Origin of the sequence: Limnohabitans sp. Jir61 (assembly GCF_003063545.1) — a bacterium.
GTDB lineage: Bacteria > Pseudomonadota > Gammaproteobacteria > Burkholderiales > Burkholderiaceae_C > Limnohabitans.
Window position 1 is genome coordinate 239,709 of record NZ_NESD01000002.1, and the last position, 18,066, is coordinate 257,774.

Genomic DNA, 18,066 nt, shown 5'->3' on the forward strand with positions numbered 1-18,066 from the left:
AAAAAGTAGGGTCATCCGTTGTTTGGCAAGGTCAGTACACCAGCAGCTTGCAACGCTTCAAGTTGACTATCACTCATCGCCAAAAGTTCTTGCAGCACAGCGCGTGTGCCCTCGCCCAGTGTGGGTGGTGCGCTGCGTATCGGCAAGCGCTGCCCATCCAAACGGTAAGGCGGTGCAAACACAGGTGTGGTGCCCACCACAGGATGCGCCATGTCTTGCACCATGCGGCCACGGCGTGTTCGCTCACTCGTCAAGGCCTCGTGCAAGCCTGCCACTTTGCCGCAGGGAATGCCTGCAACTTTTAAGCGCTCTAACAGCACTTCTCGCGGGAACGACTGAATCAAGGCTTTGAGCATGGGCCCAAGTTCTTTGCGGTTTTTGGCTCGCTCCACGTTGGTGGCAAACAGTGGGTTCTCCACAATGTCTGGGCGCATGATGACTTGGCGGCAAAACTTATCGAACTGTGCGTTGTTGCCCACGGCGATGATCAAGGGGCCATCTGCTGCTTCGTACATGCCATAGGGCACGATCGAAGGATGCGCGTTGCCATAGCGCTCGGGGTCATGGCCAAGCTGCAAAGCATCCAAGCCGTAATAGCCTGAGACAGACAAACCACAGTCATACAAGGCCATCTCAATGAGCTGCCCCACACCACGGCGCTCACGGCGCAACAGCGCCGCCAAAATTGCTTGAGCTGAATACATGCCCGTCATCAAATCGACCACGGCCACGCCAAACTTTAAGGGCGGCATTTGAGCATCGCCATTGAGCGCCATCAAGCCAGCCTCAGCTTGAATCACCAAGTCGTAGCCTGGTCGGCTCGCTTCAGGCCCACTGGTGTCGTAACCGGCCACGGCGCAATAAATCAAATCGGGCTTGATGGCTTTGAGCTGCTCATAACCAATGCCGAGTTTTTCGGCGCCGCCCGTCTTAAAGTTGTGAATCACCACATCGCACTGCGGCAGCAAGGCGTGGATGATTTTCAAACCTTTAGGCGACTGAAGATCCACCGTGATGGACCGCTTATTGCGGTTCATGCTGTTGTAGTAAGTCGTCTCGGTCTTGCCAATGCGAATACCCCAATCGCGTGTATCGTCGCCTCGACCTGGGTGCTCAACCTTGATCACCTCCGCACCAAAATCACCCAAGACCATGCCGCACATGGGGCCCGCAAACACACGCGAGAGGTCCAAGACACGAATGCCTGCCAAAGGCAAATCGTGTTCCGGATGTGAAGTAGATGTGCTCATTCGCGGACCTGACGTAGTTGGGTGTAATTGGGTGGTCGTTTACTCAAAAAGGCATGAATGCCTTCCAAGGACTCATCGCTGCCCATGGCCTCAACCATGAACTGGGCTTCGAGTTCAAGTTGATCATCCAAAGAATTTCGCATCGCATGACGACACAAGCTTTTGATGCGGCTCATAGCCTGCAGCGGACCTTCTGAAACTTCAGTGGCCAGGACAATCGCCTGCGACAGTGCACTTCCTGAGTCCACCAGCCGATTGACGGCGCCCAAAGCATGCATGCGCTCACCGCTGAGAGGCGCACCTGTCAGGCACAACTCGGTCAACACTTGCCGAGACACAAACTCCGCCAGAAAAGCCGTCGCACCACCATCGGGCGTGAGTCCCACCTTCACATAGGCCACGCTGAACTTGGCATCTTTGGCAACCACCAACATGTCACATGCCATCGCCAAAGAAAGCCCCGCCCCTGCTGCGGCCCCCTCGACAGCTGCTATCACGGGCTTGGGACAGTCACGCAACGCACGAATCAAATCATGCAAGCCCTCAAGTCGCACACGACGTTCCTGGACAGGTAACTCACGGCGCTTTGCCAATTGGCGAAGGTCACCTCCAGAACAAAAATACCCGCCCTCACCAGTTAGCACAATTGCACCGACGGAAGGATCATTAGCAGCATCGCTCAAGGCTTCCCCCATAGCGGTGTAAAACTCAACGCTCAATGCATTACGCGCAGCCACATTGTTATTGGACAAAACCAACACAGCACCTTCGCGACGGGTCACTAATACTTGCGACATGTATTTCCTTAGTCAGTGCGTTTGGCTCAAAGCGATGAAACGTGCCAAGTGATGGTCCTCGTCACCAAACTCATGGTCAATCATCACCAATCGCTTGGCGTAGTGAGACAGGGGTAACTCCCAGGTCATACCAATACCGCCATGCAACTGAATGCTCTCCTCAGCCACTAGGGTGCCGATACGACCAATACTGTACTTGGCTGCCGCCAAGGCCTTTTCACGGGCCACGCGGTCTTGCTCATCAACGGCTGCAGCAGCATTGATGACCGCAGAACGCGCTTGCTCGACCTCCAACAACACATCGACCATGCGGTGCTGCAAAGCTTGAAAGCTACCAATGGGCGCACCAAACTGCTTGCGTGTGCGCAGGTATTCCAAGGTTTGGTCTTTGGCCACATCCATCGCGCCCAAAGCCTCGGCGCATAAGGCCAGCAATGCATAGCCGCGCACACGCTCCAACACTGCATGGCCTGCGCCCTCAGATCCCACCAACGCATCGGCGGGTACTTGAACATGATCAAAAACCAACTCTGAAGCGCGACCGCCATCAATGCGGTTGAACGACCGACACTTGATACCTGCTGCCTGACCAGGCACGAGGAACAAGCTGATGCCTGCGTCGCTGTCAGTCGCCCCCGAGGTACGCGCAGACACCAGCAAGTAATCCGCTTTTTCACCAAAGCTCACCAAGCCTTTCACGCCGTTGAGCACCCAATGTGCGCCCTCACGTTTGGCAGTGGTGGTCACATGGTTTAACTCATGATGTGCACCTGGTTCGTCATGTGCCAAGGCGGCAATGGCCGTGCCGTCCATCAAACTTTGCAGCTGTTCTTTTTGGGCATCGCTGCCTGCCAACATCAACGCACGGCCCACCAGCAGCGCGCCCAACAAAGGTTCGGGCACGATGCCTCGGCCCAAGCATTCAAACACCACACTGATGTCAAAGCCTGCGCCAGCAAAGCCACCCACCTCTTCGGGAAACAAGGCGCCGATGGTTCCCAACTCGGCTAAGTGCGCATACAACTTAGGGCTGTGTCCTTCTGCGCCATAGGCGATTTGGGTGCGAACGTCTGCGCCGTATTGCTCCGACACAAAACGGTTCAGGCTGTCCATCAGCATGCGGCGGTCTTCGGTATGTTCAAAATTCATTTGTTGTTCCTTTCACACGCAGCCAGCCATCACAGGCCCAAGATCATTTTGGAAATGATGTTTTTCTGAATCTCATTCGAGCCACCAAAGATCGACAACTTGCGGTTGTTGAAATAAGACGATGCTGCCTTCGCCGCAGCCTCATCACCTAAGGGCGGTTCAGCATCGGACACATCTTGCAAATAAGGTGCGGCATAAGGCCCCATGGCACGACGCGTCAACGACAAAATCTCTTGGCGAATTTCAGTGCCACGAATCTTGAGCATCGAACTCTCAGCGCCTGGCGCACCACCGCCTGCCACGGCAGCAATCACACGCATGTTGGTGGTCTTCATGTTCTCTAGGTCAATCTCTACCTTGGCCATGCGTGCCGCGAACAAGGGATCTTGCGACAAAGGCTTGCCATTGCAGCGCACACGGTCTGCGATCACTTTGAGTTTTTCTAGGCCAGCCACAGAGAAGCCAACACCTGCAATGTTGGTGCGCTCGTAGGTGAGCAAATATTTGGCATATGTCCAGCCTTTGTTTTCTTCGCCCACCAAGTTGGCCACTGGCACTTTGACGTCGGTGAAAAACACCTCGTTCACTTCATGCGCACCGTCCAAGGTGATGATGGGTCGTATCTCAATGCCGGGTGACGTCATGTCCACCAGCAAGAAGCTGATGCCCGATTGCGACTTGGCCTCGCGGTCTGTGCGCACAAGACAAAAAATCATGTTGGCGTGTTGCCCCAGCGTGGTCCAAGTTTTTTGGCCATTGACGATGTAGTGATCACCATCACGCACCGCTGAGGTTTTGACCGACGCCAAATCAGAACCAGATCCTGGCTCTGAATACCCCTGACACCACCAGTCCGAACCATCCAAGATGCGTGGCAGCCAATGTGCTTTTTGCGCTTCGCTGCCGTACTTCATCAACACCGGTCCCAACATGCTCACGCCAAACGGAACGATGCGCGGTGCATGTGCCAAGGCACATTCGTTTTCAAAAATAAATTTTTCAACTGCGTTCCAACCGGGGCCGCCCCATTCTTCGGGCCAATGGTTGGCCAGCCAGCCGCGTGCGTTGAGCTTGGCATGCCAGCCCTCCATCTCGGCCTTGGACAAATGTTCTCCGGCACGCACTTTGGCTGACAAATCAGCCGATAGGTTCTGCGCCAAAAAGGCACGCACTTCATCGCGGAACGCTTCTTCTTGAGGGGTAAAGTTCAAATCCATATCGGTCTCTTGGTCAGAATATTTCGAACAAGCCTGCGGCACCCATGCCACCCGCGATGCACATGGTGACTACGCCCCACTTGGCTTTGCGGCGTTTACCCTCTAACAAAATGTGGCCCGCCAAACGTGCGCCCGTCATGCCAAATGGATGGCCTAGAGAAATCGCGCCACCATTCACATTCAATCGCTCGTCTGGGATGCCCAATGTCTTTTGACAGTAAATGGATTGCGAGGCAAAGGCTTCGTTGAGTTCCCACAAATCAATGTCGTCCACCGTCAGGCCATGACGTGCTAACAGCTTAGGCACGGCAAACACAGGGCCAATGCCCATCTCGTCAGGTTCGCATCCCGCCAGTGCCATGCCACGAAATGCGCCCAAGGGCTGCAAGCCCAACTGAGAGGCAAGCTTGCCATCCATCATCACGCAGGCGGCAGCACCATCTGACAGTTGCGATGCATTGCCCGCAGTGATGAAGTGCTCTTCACCACGCACGGGCTGCAGCTTGGCCAAGGATTCATAGTTTGTGCCGGGGCGGTTGCTGGTGTCGTGGTCGACCGTCACCTCTTGGTACGACACTTCTTTGGTTTCCTTATCCGTCACGGCCATGGTGGTGGTGACGGAAATGATTTCTTCCTTGTAACGACCGGCCTCTTGTGCCTCTAATGTTTTGCGTTGGCTCTCGACTGAAAAACGATCTTGGTCTTCGCGGCTGATGTTGTAGCGCTTAGCCACAATGTCTGCGGTCTCAATCATTGGCAAATACAAGTCGGGCTTGTGCTGCGTCATCCATGGGTCAATGCCATCGTCCACCGTGGTGCCAGGGCCGCGGCGTAAACCCGAAATGCTCTCTAGTCCACCGGCCACCATCACAGGCGCACCGTCCACCACAATGCGGCCCGCTGCTGTGGCAATGGCTTGCAAACCCGAAGCGCAAAAACGGCTCACAGTGGCACCTGCAATTTGCAATGGCAAACCCGCACGCAGCACACTGGCGCGTGCCACATTGCGGCCCGTGCGTCCCTCTGGATAACCGCAACCCAGAATCACATCCTCAATCAACTGGGCATCAACACCTGAGCGATGCACCGCAGCCTTCACTGCGTGTGAGGCCAACTCTGCGCCAGAGATGGCGTTGAACTCACCTCGGTGCGACTTCGTCAGTGGTGTACGAGCTGTGGAAACAATGACCGCTTCACGCATAAATAATCCTTCAATGAATGTCTGATCAGCGGTTCAAGCTGTCAAAGTTTTTGCCGTCTTTCACCAACTGCTCCAGCAGTGGCGATGCTTGCCAAAACAAGGGGTCTTGTTTGGCGAATTCTTGAATGTCGGCCAAGATGTTTTCTAAGCCCACCATGTCGGCGTACTTCATAGGGCCGCCGCGATATCGCGGAAATCCGTAGCCGTGCACAAACGTGACGTCCACATCCAAGGGGCGCAGCGCAATGCCTTGGTGCACCACATTCGCACCCTCGTTGACCATGGCCGCCATGTATTTGCGAACGATCAGCTCTGGCGTCAACGCACGCGGTTGGATGTTGGCGCGCACACGCTCTGCATCAATGATTTGCAACACCTCGGGGTCTGGCACACCTGCACGAGAACCTTCGGGGTAGAGGTAATAACCGCGCCCCGTTTTTTGACCAAACCAGCCGCGCTCGCAAATGCGATCGGCAATTTGCACATAACGCGCTTTCGGGTCACGCGTGGCTGCGCGTCGTTTGCGTGTGGCCCAACCAATGTCGCCGCCGGCCAAATCGGATACTTGGAACGGGCCCATGGGGTAACCAAACTCACGCATAGCTGCATCAATCTCGTAGGGCGAGCAACCGTCTTCCATCATGTGATCAACCGCCGCGCGATACACCGCCAAGATGCGGTTGCCAATGAAGCCATCGCACACACCCGCACGCACGGGTACTTTTTTGAGCTGCGTGGCTAAGCTAAATGCGGTGGCCACCACGTCTGCGCTCACCTTTTCAGGCACCACAATTTCAAGCAACTTCATGATGTTGGCAGGCGAGAAAAAGTGCAGGCCAATCACATCTTGCGGGCGCGAAATGCTGCCAGCGATTTCATTGATGTCCAAATACGACGTGTTGGTGGCAATCACCGCATTGGGTTTGCACACGCGGTCAAGCTCTGCAAACACAGCCTTCTTGACCGACATTTCTTCAAACACCGCCTCAATCACCAAGTCGGTTTGCGCCAAAGCGTCGTAGTTCGTGCTGGTGCTGAAACGCGCCATCACTTGCGCTTTGGCTTGCTCGGTCATGCGTCCCTTGGCGATCAAACCGTTGTACACCTTCTCGACGTTCTGTCTGCCTCTGGCCACAGCTTCGTCATCGCGCTCAATCATGGTCACTGGCAAACCCGCATCGAGCACCGACACAGCAATGCCCGCGCCCATAGTGCCGCCGCCAATCACGCCCACATTTGTCACTGGGCGAGGAGCGACGCTTTTGACCTCTGGCACCTTCACCACTTCACGCTCTGCAAAGAAGGCATGGATTAAACCTGCACGCTGTGGGCTGTCAATGCATTGCAAAAACAATTGGCGTTCGTTGGCCAGTGCTTCGTCAAACGCCATTTGTAAACCAGCACGCACCGCCACAATCACCTTGAGTGGCGAGAACAAACCGCGCGATTTCTTTTCAACGTCTTTTTGGATTTTGGCGAGCACTTCCAGCTGATGGTCGTAGCCCACTTTGAACGCATCCAAATCACGCGTACGTCGAACAGGCGCACCGTCGGCCAACAACGCGTGTGCAAAGCTCCGGCCCGCTTGCAGCACATCCGTGCCCTCGCCCAACTGATCAACCAGTTTGCAGTCCCCCGCTTCTTGGGCTTTCATGTGTCGGCCACTGAGCATCAACTCAACAGCAGCTTCCACGCCCATCAAGCGCGGGGCACGTTGCGTGCCGCCAGAGCCTGGCAGCAAACCGAGTTGAACTTCGGGCAAACCCAACTTGGCATCGGGCATAGCCAAACGGTAATGCGCCGCCATGGCCACCTCTAAGCCACCGCCCAAAGCGGGGCCATGAATGGCAGCCACCACTGGCTTGGTGCACGCTTCAATGCGGTTGCACACCTCGGGCAAGATGGGGTGCATGGGCGGGCGACCAAACTCACGGATATCAGCCCCCGCAATAAAAGCGCGGCCCGCGCCCACAATCAAAACGCCCTTCACGGCGGCATCCGCCTCAGCTTCATCCATCGCAGCCATCAAGCCACGGCGCACATCCACGCTGATGGCATTGACTGGTGGGTGGTCGATCGTGACAACCAACAGGTCACCGTCTTTGGATGTGCGTACGACGTTTGTTTCAGATTCGGTGGTCAAACTGGAGCTCCTGATTGTTTTTATCTTTGATGCGATAGTTTGTCAGATAATATTTCTTGACAATAACAATCTTTATTGACGCTATGTCTAATAATATTTACTTATGAACGTCGATTTCGCCTCCCTGACCCTGCTGGTGGACATCATTGATGCGGGCAACTTAAGCAAAGCAGCCAGCAAGCTCAAGATGACCCGCGCCAATGTGAGCTACCACCTGCGTCAGCTTGAAAAAGCGCTGGGTGCCGAACTCATTCGCCGCACCAGCCGCCGCATGGAACCCACCGAGCTGGGCTGGCGACTGTGCGAGCACGGACGCGCCATTCGCAACGAGATGGCCAGCGCCCACGAAACCGTCACCAACTTGGGCCAAGGCTTGCAAGGCCGCGTGGGCATCAGCGTGCCCAGTGGCTATGGCCACATCGTGATGACACCTTGGTTGATTGAGTTCAAGCAGCGCTACCCCGGTGTGGTGTTGGATGTGGTGTTTGAGAACCGAATCGACAACTTGCGTGACGACGTGGACATCGCCATTCGCGTGCTGCCTCAGCCCCCCGAAACCATGGTGGCCAAAGACATGGGCACAGTGCGTTACTTGGCCTGCGCGTCCAAAGCCTTCGCCAAACAACACGGCATGCCCAACGAACTGTCGCAGCTGCGCACACAACCCATCATCACCGCCAACGTGGTCGGACGGCAACTCTCGCTTCGCTCATACAGAGGGGATGAGCGCCAAGAAGTCATGTTGACACCCACCGTCATTTCAGATCATTACCCATTTTTAAAAGAAGTCATTCTGGGTGGCTTAGGTATCGGCTTGATGCCCGACTACATGGTGGCCGACGTGATTGGCAGTGGCGAAGTGGTCACCACCCTCGATGACCACCGCTTAAGCATCTTTGGCACAAACATGTACTTGCTGTACTTACCCTCTAGACATCGCACACGCGCGATCAAAACCTGCATTGACTTCTTGATCGAAAAAGCCAACACGCACGAGTTAAATAAGCGATGAATCAGGGCGTGTTTTTAAGCAAAGTTTGAATATCCTGCGCCAGCGCCTGAACCCCTGCACCATAGCGGCTATAAAGACGCAGATTGCCTTGCGTGTCATACACGTAGCTACCCGCCGAGTGATCCATGGTGTAGCTGGTGGGCGTTTTGCCAACTTGCTTTTTGTAATAAATCTTGAATTGCTTGGCCACGTCAGGCAGCTCGTCAGCAGTAGGCACAAAAGCCACAAACGTCGGGTCGAAGTTGATCATGTAGGCTTTGAGCAATTCGGAGGTGTCACGCGCGGGGTCGACCGTCACAAACACGGCTTGTAGTTTGTCACCATCCGCACCCAGCAAGCGCTTGACTTCCACCAGTTCGGTCATGGTGGTGGGGCACACATCTGGGCATTGTGTGTAGCCAAAGAACAGCACCACCACCTTGCCTTTGAAGTCGCTCAAGCTGCGGCTTTGGCCGTTGTGGTCAGTCAAGGTAAAGCCCTTGGCGTAGTCGGCACCCGTGACGTCAATGCTGCTAAAAGTAGGCTTTGCTGGGCTGCACGCCACAAGGGCGAACACAGCAAAGGTTGCCAGAACAAGGCGACGCGAAAAAGTAAACATGGAGTAACTCATTTCTTAGACAACAAGGTGCGCATGTCTTGCAAGGACACGGTGCTTTCGCTCTGCACTTTCAGGCGCGGAATCGGTTTGAGGGCGTGGCCGTAAATCACTTCGACGGTGAGCGTGAGGCGGCCGTCTTGTTGCGGTTTGGCCAGCGCCAGCAAAGCCGTTTTCAGTTGGGCCAGCCAACGCTTGCCGCGCAAGCCGGCAAAGCGCTCACGGTGCAAATTGCGGCCCAGCAAGCGGCACTCGGCCAACAAGCTGTCAGCGTCGGCATAGGTCAGCGTGATGCGTTCCATGTCCATCACCGGCTCGGCAAAACCGGCTTGCACCAGCATGTCGCCCCAGTCGTGCATGTCGGTAAAGGCATGGCTAGCAGGTGGCCAGCCTTGGGCTTGGTACACCTCGGCCAGCTCGCGCAAGGTGTCGGGGCCCAGGCAAGAGAACATCAAAAAGCCATCCACCGCCAACTGCTGATGCCACTGCTGCAACAAAGCTTGCGGGTTGGCACTGTTGTGCAGCGCCATGTTGGCCCAGAGCATGTCGGCACTGCCCGCAGCGGGTGCGCCAAAACTCAGCGCATGGCTTGGCAACCAGCGTTTCCAAAACGGCGCTTGCAACGACTGACGTGCAAGTTGTTCAAGATGGGGCGATGCCTCCACCACGCTGCATTGCGCTTGTGGGTAACGCGCGCGCAGTTTGGCGTGCGTTTGCAGGCCGCCACTCAAGGGCGCCCAATCCACCCATGATTTGGGTTGCAAGCGAATCCACTGCAAACGGTCTTCCATGCGTCGGCCAATTTCCTCGTTCAACCAAGGCGATGCAGCGTGCGGCCAAGCGGCCCAACGGGCGCTGGCCACAGGGTCAATCGAAGGGGGCGTATCAGGCGAGGAAGGTTCAGACATGGCACCTATTATCGACACCACATTCTTCGCAAACATTGCGCGGAGCTTCAACCCAAATGGACGCAATGTCTTTCCAATGCGGGGCATGTTGAAGCTCTCACGTTCTTTACCTAGCATTTGTCACATCTGCCGTCGCTGGCCCAGCCAGCCTTTGTGCACGCCCTGTGTCGAGCGCTTTGCTCAGCCCACACAGCGTTGCCCCACTTGCGCCCTCACCCTCACACAGCCCAAGTGCCACAACTGCGCCCAGCACCCCAGCCCGCTAGACGCCTGCGTGGCCGCAGTGAGCTACACCTTTCCGTGGGCAGGCTGCATTGCACGCTTTAAGTTTCAAGCCGACCCCAGCCTCGCTCGTGCCTTGGCCCACCTCATGCGCCACGCACCGTGGGTAGAGCCTGCGCTGGATGCCGCCACACTGGTGGTGCCCATGCCCCTCTCACCCACACGCCTGCGCGAACGCGGCTTTAACCAAGCGCTAGAACTGGCCCGCCACTTGGCCCCACACAAAACCCACGCCTACACCTTGCTGCGCCGTGGCGACAGCGCCCACCAAGTGGGTGCTTCGCGCCAAGAGCGGTTAGACCATGTGCGTGATGCGTTTTGGGTCGCACCCGAACTTGTGTCTGCTGTGCGCAGGCAGCGCGTGGTGCTGGTGGACGATGTGATGACAACGGGGGCTTCAATGTACGAGGCAGCGCGAGCTTTGCAGGTTGCGGGAGCTGCCCACATCACAGGCTTGGTGCTGGCTCGCACGGAAGAACGCGAAGCGCATCACTGACGCAACGCGGTCTTGTGAGCGCGCAAACCACACGACGAGGCAACTCGCTCTTGCGGGACAATGCACACATGTTCCACATCGTCCTCGTCCACCCCGAAATTCCGCCCAACACGGGCAACGTCATCCGCTTGGCGGCCAACACTGGCTGCACCTTGCATTTGGTCGAGCCCTTGGGCTTCTCGATGGAAGACAAGCACATGCGCCGCGCGGGCTTGGACTACCACGAGTACGCGCCCGTGCTGCGCCACGCCGACTGGGCCTCGTTTTTGAACGACGCCAAGCCAGACCCCGCCCGCATGTTTGCCATGACCACCAAAGGCTCTAGCACCGCGCACGACATGGCCTTTCAGCCCGGCGATTGGTTTGTGTTTGGCTCTGAAACCAGCGGCTTACCCGTGGACATTCGCGAAAGCTTCCCCCTCAACCAGCGCCTGCGGCTGCCCATGCGTGCCGACCAGCGCAGCCTGAACCTGTCTAACTCCGTGGCTGTCATCACCTACGAGGCGTGGCGACAAAACGGGTTTGTGGGCAAGACTTGAAAAAGACCAGAAACCTGATTGATTCAAGTCAAGGCTTATAGCGTTCGGCATACGAACATATAGCCAGAGGTTTTAAGCCCTCGCCTACACTAGAGGGCTTGATTTATATAGATTTATTCCAGTCATGAGTGCATTCCTAGACGAAGAAGTTTTGTCCGTTCACCATTGGACCGACCGCCTGTTCAGCTTCACCACCACACGCGACACCTCGCTGCGTTTCTCCAACGGCCACTTCACCATGATTGGCTTGCGCGGCGAAAACGGTAAACCCTTGTTGCGCGCCTACAGCATCGTCAGCGCCAACTACGAAGAACACTTGGAGTTCCTGAGCATCAAGGTGCAAGACGGCCCCCTCACCTCCAAGCTGCAACACATCAAAGTGGGCGACAAAATTGTGGTCGGCAAAAAGCCCACTGGCACTTTGTTGATCGACTATTTGCTGCCCGCCAAAAACCTGCACCTCATCGGCACAGGCACGGGCTTGGCCCCGTTCCTTAGCATCGTGCGTGACCCTGATACGTATGAGCGTTTTGAGAAAGTCATCTTGGTCCACGGAGTGCGTGAAGTCAAAGAACTGGCCTACCACGACTACTTGACCGAAGAGCTGCCCAAGCACGAGTTCTTGGGCGAGATGGTCAGCTCGCAAATGCTGTACTACCCCACCGTCACCCGCGAGCCCTACAAAAATCAAGGCCGTGTGACTGACTTGCTCACCTCTAACAAACTTACCCAAGATTTGGGCTTGCCCAACCTTGACCCAGCCAACGACCGCATCATGATTTGCGGCAGCCCCGGTCTGAACAAAGACATGCGCAGCTTGCTCGAAGAGCGTGGCTTCAAAGAAGGCTCGACCACCACCCCCGGCGACTTTGTGGTGGAACGTGCGTTCGTTGAACAGTAATGTTTGAACCCAGTCAAGCCGATGTTCGGCGCTTCTTCTGTTCGGTCTATGCCAAGTGGCGCAACGCCCAGCCCATGGACGCCCTCGAAACACTCGCCAGCCAATGGGTGGCCGAGCACCCCGAATACCACGCCGACTTTGCCGACGTCAACGCCGCGCTTGAGCGCATGTACGAAGTGAAAGACGGCAAGACCAACCCCTTCTTGCATTTGTCCATGCACCTATCGGTGAGCGAGCAATGCTCGATTGACCAGCCGCGCGGCATTCGCCAAGCGGTGGAGCTGCTCACCGCCAAACTCGACTCACTGCACGACGCCCACCACCAAACCATGGACGCCCTGGGCCAAATGATTTGGGAAAGCCAACGCAGCGGCCGCCCGCCTGATGGGCAGGCTTATATTGATGCGGTGCAGCGTAGGGCGACTAGAGACTAAAGTCCTTGGGTGGGACGATGCGGCAAGCTGCTGCTTGGGAAGTTTTTCAGCTGCGCGGATCTGAATAGAGTATGAACGTTTGACATGAACTTCGTGCCCCTGTTTGCCGAGGCACGAAGTTCAATGGAAGGGTTAGGCATCAACTTGCGTTCGCAACGGAACGAGCTTATTGAGTGAGCTCGGACGCTCGTTAGTAAGCGTCTGAATGCGAATCTTGATACCCTGAATGTTTAGCAGTTCGTGCCCCTCTTCGACGTAGTGACGGATCAGAAGCTTTTCTGCGGCGTGAATCGTTGGTTCCGGTTTCTGCCCTGGCTTTAGTGCCACTTCTGCATACGCCAAGTACCTTGCTCCATTTGCAGCCATCTGTATTCCAGTCATCAGCTTCAGATTATTTAACTGACCCTTGATGCGATTGCGGAGGTTCTTTGCTTTTCCTACGTAAAAGACTTGGAACTTCTTAGGGCCGTAGGTTCGGTAGAAGACATACACACCGGCTTCATTCGGAATTGCCGAAAGATCTGGCTGATATGGGTACGCCTTTAGGGCTTGTGGCTTGTGCCAAGACAGGTGGGGATTGATCATGTGTGTGAGTCGACGTTGTTGGACTTATTGGAGCCTAATGTTCAAGGTCAGGGGCGCTGGGCGGCGCTTTATCTCGCAGCATCCCCTGCACCGCTGGGTTAGCCCCGGCCTTCATAGATTGCTCTTGCTTGAATGGCTGAATCCAAGCGGCGATGAACGAGTGAGACGAGGGATAGTATGTCTAGCGCATCTTGCTCCTCAATCTCCCATGTAATCTTCGGAGCATGAGCAGTGGTATTTCGAAACGTGCCAAACAGGCCTTTTAGAAGGTTGATAAATCCTTTTTGCTCACTTTGCTCACTCTCAGTCTGCAACGAATTTAGCGCTAAGTGCGGAACAGCCGACTTGAAGGAAAACGCTTGATCGATGAGGTCTGCACCATCTGAAGGGAGGCCTGTTCGAAGGCGAATCTTCTCGGCTACGCTCTTTGTGGCCTCGAAGACGGCGTGAAAGTAGTTGTCTACAAGTAGCTCTTCTCGGCAATAGCGCAGCACATCGGGGTGCACTTTTCGGGCAACCAGATTCGTTCTAAGCGTCGATGCGCGAGCGGCCGCCTCGGCATGCGTCTCGGCAACAGCTGTTTGTCGTAGCTTGCCATTCTCAGCAAGCTGAAGCGCCGCAAACGCTAGAACCTGATTAAGTTTTGTCCTTGTTTCTTCAAACCACTCTTGTGAATCAAAGTGACGGGCTGGATTCATAGCATGCTCTATGAATCCAGCGACTCCATTGCCACATTTATCCAGATTTTGCTTGTGATGAAGGGCTTCGGACAAGCGAATCCGCTTCGTTGTACACAGCGAGAGATCGGGAATGCGACACTCCTGCAATAGATTCCCGATTTCCGTACCAGTGAAGCCGTGCTCTGTATCGCCAAGAATATTGGCAATTGACTGAATTACCGCAAGATCGAAGGATGGGACGGTCATTGGATGACGGGGCTAATGTAATGTAGACCGCAAAACACGTTGATACATCCTGACCATGACGATACATCTTTTGAATGGAATGGCTGAAAGCCGCTCACAGCAAGCCTTTCAGAGGTGTGCACTGTCAGTGCGTCTAGGTATAAATTTGTCATGAAACCCCGCACTCTTCGCTGCGGTCAAGTGCTTACTAATCAATGAGTGAATGCAATTTTTTAGATAACTATAGCATTCACTAATCAAGATGAAGACCGAGACACCCCCACCCGACAGCCAAAATATTCTTTGCCACAATGCATGAAAAGTCATAACAAGAGACAAACCATGCACACCATCCAAACGCCCGCCCGCATTCGTCGCACGATGTGCATGAGCCTTGCCGCTGTGGCTTTGTGCAGCTGGCTCAGCCCAGCGGCATACGCGCAAAGCTACCCCAGCAAGCCCATCAAGTTTGTCGTGCCCTTCAGTGCAGGCAGCGCCACTGACAACGTGGGCCGCATCTTGGCGCAAGCCATGGGTGACGCGATGGGGCAAACCATCACGGTGGAAAACAAAGCAGGTGCCAACGGCATCTTGGGTGCTGAAATGGTCAAAGGCGCGCCTGCCGACGGCTACACATTTTTGGTGACGACCAGCACCACGCAAGCGGCCAACGTGCACCTGTACCGCAAGCTGCCTTATGACCCCGTGAAAGACTTCACGCCCATCGGCAAGATTGGTGAGACCGGCTTTATCTTGATGGTGAACGCCGACTTCCCCGCCAAAGACATGAAAGAGTTTGTGAGCTACGCCAAGGCCAACCCCGGCAAGCTCGCGTTTGGTCATGGCTCATCGGGTTCACTCGTGTCTGCTGCCATGCTCACTGAGTTGGCAGGTTTGCAAACCGTCAACGTGCCCTACAAAAGCATCCCACCTGCATTGACCGATTTGCTCGGTGGCCAGATTCAATTCGCGTTTGCCGACACGGGCAACGCCGTGTCGCAAATGAATGGCGGGCGTATGCGTGGCCTCGGTGTGACCACCAAGAAACGTGCAGGTAAAGCCCCCAACGTGCCGCCCATTGGCGACACCGTGAGCGGCTACAACGTGAGCGCGTGGTTTGGCCTGATGGCCCCTGCGGGCATGCCTGCTGACGTGCAAAAGAAAGCCACAGCCACTTTGATGGCTGTTCTGGCCAAGCCTGAAGTGCGCGAAAAAATTCAAGGCGTGGGCATTGACCTGGATGCGGAAGACTCCGCCACACTCGCCAAAACCATCGACGCCGAAATCAAAAAATGGGGCGGCTGGGTCAAGACCGCTGGCATCACACCTGAATAAGCCATGAATAGCAACGACCACTTGGCACAAAACGCCGGTACCCACGGCGCACTCGCAGGGTTACGCGTCATCGACATGACCGGCGTCGTGCTAGGCCCCTACGCCACCCAAATCTTGGGCGACTATGGCGCAGACGTCATCAAGATCGAGCCACCCAGTGGCGACATCATGCGCCATGCGGGACCGATGAAGCACCCGGGCATGGGCCACATTTTCATCAATGCCAACCGCAACAAACGCTCAGTGGTACTGGACTTAAAAAAACCCGAACAACGCGAACAGTTGCTGGCTTTGTGCAAAACCGCCGATGTATTGGTCTACAACATTCGTCCTGCCGCCATGGCGCGTTTGGGTTTGTCGTTTGACACGCTGCACGCCGTCAACCCACGCTTGGTGGTATGCGGCGCGTATGGCTACAGCGAAGGCGGCCCCTACTCCGACTGGCCCGCGTACGACGACCTCATTCAAGGCGCTGTAGGCATGCCGTGGTTGATGACGCAAAGCGGCAGCACCGAACCCCGTTACGCGCCCACCACCTTTGCCGACCGCGTGACGGGGCTCAACATGGTCCACGCCGTCATGGCCGCCATCATTGCGCGCTACCGCACTGGCGTGGGCCAGCATGTGGAAGTACCCATGTTTGAATGCTTGTTGCAGTTTGTGTTGGGCGATCACTTGTGTGGTGAAACTTGGCAGCCCTCTCTTGGCAACATGGGCTATGCACGTTTGCTGGCGGTCAATCGCAAACCCTACGCCACACAAGACGGGCACATCTGCGCCCTCATGTACAACGACGCACATTGGCAAGCGTTTTTAAAACTCGTGGGCGTGCCTGACTTGTTTCAAACCGATACGCGTTTTGCTACGCATGCTGAACGCCTCAAAAACATCGATGCGCTCTATGGCGTGGTCGGCCAACACATGCGCAAGCGCACCACCGCCGAGTGGATGAAAGACCTCACCACGCATGACATCCCCGTCATGCCCATGATGAAGCTAGATGACTTATTGACAGACCCACACCTCACCGCCACACAAGGCTGGCTAGATGTACCGCATCCATTTGAAGGCATGTTGCGACAGCTGCGACCGCCAGTGCGTATGAGCGGGACGCCCACGGGTGTGTGGCGACCAGCACCGCGTTTGGGTGAACACACCGAAGAAGTACTGAGTGAGCTAAGCGTCTGATACGCTACCTATAAATTTAACGCTAACGGAACGACCGATGAAATTCAAAGGCACAGACAACTACGTTGCAACCCAAGATTTGATGCTGGCAGTCAACGCCGCCATCGCACTTAAGCGCCCTCTGCTGGTCAAGGGCGAGCCAGGCACCGGTAAAACCATGCTGGCCGAAGAAGTGGCACAGGCCCTAGGTATGCCCCTGCTGCAGTGGCACATCAAGTCGACCACCAAAGCGCAGCAAGGTTTGTACGAGTACGACGCTGTGAGCCGCTTGCGCGACAGCCAAATGGCCGACACTGAGAGTGCCGAGCGCGTGAAAGACATCAACAACTACATCCTCAAAGGTGTGTTGTGGCAGGCTTTCACAGCCGAAGAGCCTGTGGCCTTGCTGATTGACGAGATTGACAAAGCCGACATCGAGTTCCCTAACGACTTGCTGCGTGAACTCGACCGCATGGAGTTTTATTGCTACGAGACGCGACAGCTCATCAAGGCTAAAAACCGTCCGCTGGTGTTCATCACCTCGAACAACGAGAAAGAGTTGCCAGACGCGTTCTTGCGCCGCTGCTTCTTCCACTACATCAAGTTCCCAGATGCTGACACCATGCGCCACATCGTGCAGGTGCACTTCCCCACCATCAAGCAAGACTTGCTGAGCGTGGCGATGAAAACCTTCTTTGACATTCGCAACTTGCCTGGCCTCAAGAAAAAACCTTCGACCAGTGAGCTGATTGATTGGCTCAAACTGTTGGTGGCAGAAGACATTCCACTCGAAGCACTGCAAACCGCGGACGACAAAGTGTCCATCCCACCACTCGTGGGCGCACTGCTGAAGAATGAACAAGACACCACGCTGTTTGAAAAACTGGTGTTCATGCAAAGCCGCAACCGCTAAACGAAAGACGCACCATGTTTGCATCATTGATAGAAGGCCTCACAGACGCCCTAGGTTTTGTGTTGGGTGCACTCTTGGGCTATGGGTTCGGTGTGGCTTTTGGGCTCGATTTGTTTGCACCCGGCTACGGCACGGGCAGCATCATTGCCATCATGTTGGTGGGCTTGGGTGGCGGCATGGGGCTACAAGCCGCACGCCACTTTCGTGCACCCAAGGTTGACGCTGAATAAAACACAG

Annotated in this window: 19 protein-coding genes; 9 read left to right on the plus strand and 10 right to left on the minus strand. The window is 55.6% G+C overall.

The window, feature by feature from the left end:
• Positions 1 to 11 precede the first annotated feature (11 nt).
• The 6 genes from B9Z35_RS07480 to B9Z35_RS07505 are packed head-to-tail and all read right to left on the minus strand — an operon-like array spanning position 12 to position 7,757.
• The gene (locus B9Z35_RS07480) at positions 12 to 1,250 is read right to left on the minus strand and encodes a CaiB/BaiF CoA-transferase family protein (RefSeq protein ID WP_108283079.1); all 1,239 of its coding nucleotides are present in this window, start codon (positions 1,248 to 1,250) and stop codon (positions 12 to 14) included.
• Positions 1,247 to 2,047, minus strand: coding sequence for an oxepin-CoA hydrolase, alternative type (locus B9Z35_RS07485; protein WP_108283080.1), 801 nt, complete (start codon positions 2,045 to 2,047; stop codon positions 1,247 to 1,249). Before B9Z35_RS07485 ends, B9Z35_RS07480 begins: the two co-directional genes overlap by 4 nt.
• Positions 2,048 to 2,059: 12 nt before the next feature.
• On the minus strand, positions 2,060 to 3,196 hold the full coding sequence (locus B9Z35_RS07490; RefSeq protein ID WP_108283081.1) for an acyl-CoA dehydrogenase family protein: 1,137 nt from the start codon (positions 3,194 to 3,196) through the stop codon (positions 2,060 to 2,062).
• A gap of 29 nt (positions 3,197 to 3,225) precedes the next feature.
• On the minus strand, positions 3,226 to 4,413 hold the full coding sequence (locus B9Z35_RS07495) for an acyl-CoA dehydrogenase family protein (protein WP_108283082.1): 1,188 nt from the start codon (positions 4,411 to 4,413) through the stop codon (positions 3,226 to 3,228).
• 13 nt (positions 4,414 to 4,426) lie between these two features.
• Positions 4,427 to 5,614 (minus strand): acetyl-CoA C-acyltransferase, encoded by a 1,188-nt coding sequence (locus B9Z35_RS07500; protein WP_108283083.1) that lies wholly within the window; start codon positions 5,612 to 5,614, stop codon positions 4,427 to 4,429.
• A gap of 25 nt (positions 5,615 to 5,639) precedes the next feature.
• Complete coding sequence (locus tag B9Z35_RS07505; RefSeq protein WP_233246508.1) at positions 5,640 to 7,757, minus strand: 3-hydroxyacyl-CoA dehydrogenase NAD-binding domain-containing protein; 2,118 nt, start codon at positions 7,755 to 7,757, stop codon at positions 5,640 to 5,642.
• Between the two features lie 103 nt (positions 7,758 to 7,860).
• On the opposite strand from B9Z35_RS07505, the gene B9Z35_RS07510 reads away from it, so the two are divergent.
• Entirely contained in the window at positions 7,861 to 8,769 is a 909-nt protein-coding gene (locus B9Z35_RS07510; RefSeq protein ID WP_108283085.1) for a LysR family transcriptional regulator, read from the plus strand.
• Position 8,770: 1 nt separating this feature from the next.
• Here the strand turns inward: B9Z35_RS07510 and B9Z35_RS07515 are convergent, their stop codons facing one another.
• Positions 8,771 to 9,367, minus strand: a complete 597-nt coding sequence (locus B9Z35_RS07515; protein ID WP_233246509.1) for an SCO family protein — start codon at positions 9,365 to 9,367, stop codon at positions 8,771 to 8,773.
• Positions 9,368 to 9,375: 8 nt separating this feature from the next.
• On the minus strand, positions 9,376 to 10,272 hold the full coding sequence (locus B9Z35_RS07520) for a methyltransferase domain-containing protein (RefSeq protein ID WP_108283499.1): 897 nt from the start codon (positions 10,270 to 10,272) through the stop codon (positions 9,376 to 9,378).
• 85 nt (positions 10,273 to 10,357) lie between these two features.
• On the opposite strand from B9Z35_RS07520, the gene B9Z35_RS07525 reads away from it, so the two are divergent.
• The 4 genes from B9Z35_RS07525 (at position 10,358) to B9Z35_RS07540 (ending at position 12,924) form a co-directional block, all read left to right on the plus strand.
• Positions 10,358 to 11,050, plus strand: coding sequence for a ComF family protein (locus B9Z35_RS07525; protein ID WP_233246510.1), 693 nt, complete (start codon positions 10,358 to 10,360; stop codon positions 11,048 to 11,050).
• Between the two features lie 68 nt (positions 11,051 to 11,118).
• Positions 11,119 to 11,589: a tRNA (uridine(34)/cytosine(34)/5-carboxymethylaminomethyluridine(34)-2'-O)-methyltransferase TrmL gene (gene trmL, locus B9Z35_RS07530; RefSeq protein ID WP_108283088.1), complete on the plus strand. Its 471-nt coding sequence runs from the start codon at positions 11,119 to 11,121 to the stop codon at positions 11,587 to 11,589.
• Positions 11,590 to 11,713: 124 nt separating this feature from the next.
• Positions 11,714 to 12,490, plus strand: a complete 777-nt coding sequence (locus B9Z35_RS07535; protein ID WP_108283089.1) for a ferredoxin--NADP reductase — start codon at positions 11,714 to 11,716, stop codon at positions 12,488 to 12,490.
• Positions 12,490 to 12,924 (plus strand): DUF1841 family protein, encoded by a 435-nt coding sequence (locus tag B9Z35_RS07540; RefSeq protein ID WP_108283090.1) that lies wholly within the window; start codon positions 12,490 to 12,492, stop codon positions 12,922 to 12,924. The genes B9Z35_RS07535 and B9Z35_RS07540 overlap by 1 nt, the downstream gene beginning before the upstream one ends.
• 132 nt (positions 12,925 to 13,056) lie before the next feature.
• On the opposite strand, the gene B9Z35_RS07545 is transcribed toward B9Z35_RS07540, so the two are convergent.
• Positions 13,057 to 13,509, minus strand: a complete 453-nt coding sequence (locus tag B9Z35_RS07545) for a GIY-YIG nuclease family protein (protein WP_146178966.1) — start codon at positions 13,507 to 13,509, stop codon at positions 13,057 to 13,059.
• Positions 13,510 to 13,607: 98 nt separating this feature from the next.
• Positions 13,608 to 14,435, minus strand: a complete 828-nt coding sequence (locus B9Z35_RS07550; protein WP_108283092.1) for a TIGR02391 family protein — start codon at positions 14,433 to 14,435, stop codon at positions 13,608 to 13,610.
• A gap of 321 nt (positions 14,436 to 14,756) precedes the next feature.
• Here B9Z35_RS07550 and B9Z35_RS07555 point away from each other — a divergent pair, with 321 nt between their 5' ends.
• Genes B9Z35_RS07555 through B9Z35_RS07570 form a run of 4 tightly spaced genes read left to right on the plus strand, consistent with a single transcriptional unit; the run spans position 14,757 to position 18,059 of the window.
• Positions 14,757 to 15,749: a tripartite tricarboxylate transporter substrate binding protein gene (locus tag B9Z35_RS07555; RefSeq protein WP_158268127.1), complete on the plus strand. Its 993-nt coding sequence runs from the start codon at positions 14,757 to 14,759 to the stop codon at positions 15,747 to 15,749.
• 3 nt (positions 15,750 to 15,752) lie between these two features.
• Positions 15,753 to 16,937 carry a CaiB/BaiF CoA-transferase family protein gene (locus B9Z35_RS07560; protein WP_108283094.1) on the plus strand — a complete coding sequence of 395 codons (1,185 nt, stop codon included), beginning with the start codon at positions 15,753 to 15,755 and terminating at the stop codon, positions 16,935 to 16,937.
• Between the two features lie 37 nt (positions 16,938 to 16,974).
• Positions 16,975 to 17,829, plus strand: coding sequence for a MoxR family ATPase (locus B9Z35_RS07565; protein ID WP_108283095.1), 855 nt, complete (start codon positions 16,975 to 16,977; stop codon positions 17,827 to 17,829).
• Positions 17,830 to 17,843: 14 nt separating this feature from the next.
• Positions 17,844 to 18,059, plus strand: coding sequence for a hypothetical protein (locus B9Z35_RS07570; protein ID WP_108283096.1), 216 nt, complete (start codon positions 17,844 to 17,846; stop codon positions 18,057 to 18,059).
• Positions 18,060 to 18,066 lie beyond the last annotated feature (7 nt).